Annotated in this window: 2 protein-coding genes; both read right to left on the bottom strand. The window is 68.5% G+C overall.

The window, feature by feature from the left end; translation table 11 throughout:
• Positions 1–83: 83 nt before the first annotated feature.
• Positions 84–917, bottom strand: a complete 834-nt coding sequence (gene istB / locus ACGFIV_RS36195; protein WP_358562099.1) for an IS21-like element helper ATPase IstB — start codon at positions 915–917, stop codon at positions 84–86.
• Positions 917–2551: an IS21 family transposase gene (gene istA / locus ACGFIV_RS36190; RefSeq protein WP_392839591.1), complete on the bottom strand. Its 1635-nt coding sequence runs from the start codon at positions 2549–2551 to the stop codon at positions 917–919. Before istA ends, istB begins: the two co-directional genes overlap by 1 nt.
• Between the last annotated feature and the right edge of the window lie 165 nt (positions 2552–2716).

Raw genomic sequence — 2716 nt, 5'->3', positions numbered from 1 at the left:
TGTCGCTTGCCAGCCTGATGGGACCACCCAGTTGCCACGAGGAAGGGACCACCTGGTCGTGTAGTCGATCATAATGATCTCCCTCAGTTCGTCCCCGGCGACGCACCGTTGCCGGGATCGTGATCGGGGTGGATGGTGGGTCGTTGACGGGTCCGGTAGGACTCGCCCTCGACGATCAGGACGTGCGCTGCCGACACCAGCCGGTCCACGGCGGACTGGGCGAGCAGCGGGTCGGCGAGCATGGCCAGCCACTCGCTGGGTTCACGGTTGGAGGTCACCACGGTGGCGGCCCTGCGGTGGCGTTCCACGACCAGCTCGTAGAAGTCCGCGGTCTCGATCTGGTCCAGGCCCTTGAGCGCGAAGTCGTCGATGATGAGCAGCTGAACGTGAGCGAGCCGGCGCATCTCGGCCTCGACGGTGTTGTCGAGCCGGGCGGCCTTGAGACGCTTGAACAGCTTGTCGGCGCGGAACATCGCCACGGTGTAGCGGCGGCGGACCGCGATGTGCCCGAGCGCGGTGGCCAGGTGGGTCTTGCCCGTGCCGACCGGCCCCAGAACCAGGGCGCCGTTGGCGCCGTCGATGAACCGCAGCGTGGTCAGCTCGCCCCATAGTTGCTGGTCGTAGGTGACGGCCGCGCTGGCGTCCCAGGTATCCAGGCGCATCGCGTGTTCCAGGCCGGCGGCGCGGGCGCGCAGCGCGGCCGAGCCGGTCTCGCGGCGCGACACCTCATCAGCCAGCACCAGTTCCAGGAAGTCGGCGTGGGCCAGGTGCTGCTGCTTGGCCAGCGCGAGGCGTTCGGGCAGCGTGTCGAGCATCTTGCCGAGCTTGAGTGCGCGCAGCGCCTGCTTGAGCTCGGCGTTGATCGGATCACGCACCGGACCGTTGGCCGTGTTCCGCGCGGTGCTGGTGCTGGCCATCACCGATTCACCCCTGTCCAAGGTTCGCTGCTGTCGTCTGGGTCGGGGCGGACCGCAGGGCCGAGGAGAGCCAGGTGCGCGCGCCGGGGCGGGTTGAACTCGGCCGGATCGCGGGCGAATCGCCCGCCCGCGACCGCTGCGGGGCGCGGTGCGGGGATCGGGGTGTCGTGTGTCCCTCTGTCCAGCATCGAGGCGATCTTCGTGACCGACAACACATCAAGGTCCAACGCCTTGCCGCACGCGGCCTCGACCGGCTCGGCGCCGTAGCGGCGGACCAGGCCCAGCAGCCGGTAGACCTGCCGCATCCGGGTCCACGGCAGCGTGTCGTCGAAGTGCCGCTCGGCATAGATACCCACGTTGTTCCCGGCCCGGTAGGCGGCGCGGACCAGCGAGTCGATGTCACGCATCGCATACCCGGCCCGCTCGGCGGGCAGATCGGCCGCATCCGTGCGGCGGCCCCCAGGGGCTTGGCGGGGATGGGTCTTGACCAGCCTGCCGCGGTGGAACAGCTTGACCAGCGCGCCATCGGCGCGGGCGTCCAAGTGCTGGCCGATGTATTGGCCCGGCACCGAGTACAACGCCTTGCCGATCTCGATGTGGAAGTCCTTGTGGACCTTCACCTGCTTGAAGATCGGCATGTCATAGGCGCCCTCGGGCGGCGGCAGCAGCGCCTTGGCCTCGCGCTCGGCGAACACCTCGGCAGGCCGGGCCTGCAGCGTGCCGTGGATCCGCAGTCCCGCCGTGGCATGGCACCACGCCTCGGCTCGCGTCTGGGCGTCGGCCAGGTCGGCGAAGTCCTCGGCGGTGAAGAAGTTTCCGCGCACGTACTGCACCATCCGCTCGACCCGAGGTTTGTCCTTGGGCGAGCGCACCCGCGCCGGATCGGTGGCGAACCCGGCGTGCTGGGCGTAGTCCAGCCAGCCGACGGTGAAGGTCGGGTTGACCGGATCGGCGTTGGAGATGACCGGCGACAGGTTGTCGGGGATGAGCACCTTGAACACCCCGCCGAAGAACCGCCACGCTGCCTCACACCCGGCGATCACCGCCTCCAAGGTCTGGGAGAAGGTCAGCCAGATGAACATGTGCCGGGAGAAAACCGACGTGAAGATCAGCACATGCGCGACCCGGTTGCGGCCCTCGACCGGGTCATAAATCAGGCCAAGCCGGGCGAAATCGATCTGACACTCCATGCCCGGCTGCCCATCGAGCACACGGACCGTGGTCTTGCCCCGCCCAAACTCACACCGCTCCACGCAGAAGCGGTGCAGCGTCCGATACGGCACCTCAACGCCCACACGCAGCAGCTTGATGCGGATCTTCTCCACCTGCACGCCGGCCTTCACCCAGGCACCGATCTCCTCACGCCGACTCTCCAACCGCTCCCAACTCGCCCCGTGCCGGCCATCGCGGCGGACAGGGCGGACCACCTCGACGATCTGGCCGATCAGCTCATCTGACAGCTGCCCCACGCCGCCCCCGCGGACCAGCCCGGCCTCGGTGGCCGCGTCCACATACCGGCGAGCCGTCTTGCGATCCACCCCCGCCTGCTCAGCGACCTTGCGCAGGCCGGCCCCCGCCAGCCACGCCCGCAGCACCTCACGCACCTCGATCACAGAAACCTCCCGGAACGCCATTCCCCCGAACCCCCACCAAGTCGAATGACCTGGAACGGTTCGTAACCGGAAGTGATCAGATCCCCGAACCCGACACGCGGGGTGGTCCCATCACTGGCAACCGGGTGGTCCCATGCTCGTGGCAGAAAACCACCCTCGGTGGTCCCATAAGCCTGGCCGGCGACA

This window comes from Sphaerisporangium sp. NPDC049003 (assembly GCF_043197795.1).
Classification (GTDB): Bacteria; Actinomycetota; Actinomycetes; order Streptosporangiales; family Streptosporangiaceae; genus Sphaerisporangium.
Note: the sequence above shows the minus strand (reverse complement) of the source record. Positions and strands in the feature narration are given on the sequence as shown.

Bases quoted from the DNA above. Each gene is read 5' to 3' on its own strand.
- istB (WP_358562099.1), bottom strand. From the start codon at position 917: ATGGCCAGCACCAGCACCGCGCGGAACACGGCCAACGGTCCGGTGCGT.
- istA (WP_392839591.1), bottom strand. From the start codon at position 2,551: ATGGCGTTCCGGGAGGTTTCTGTGATCGAGGTGCGTGAGGTGCTGCGG.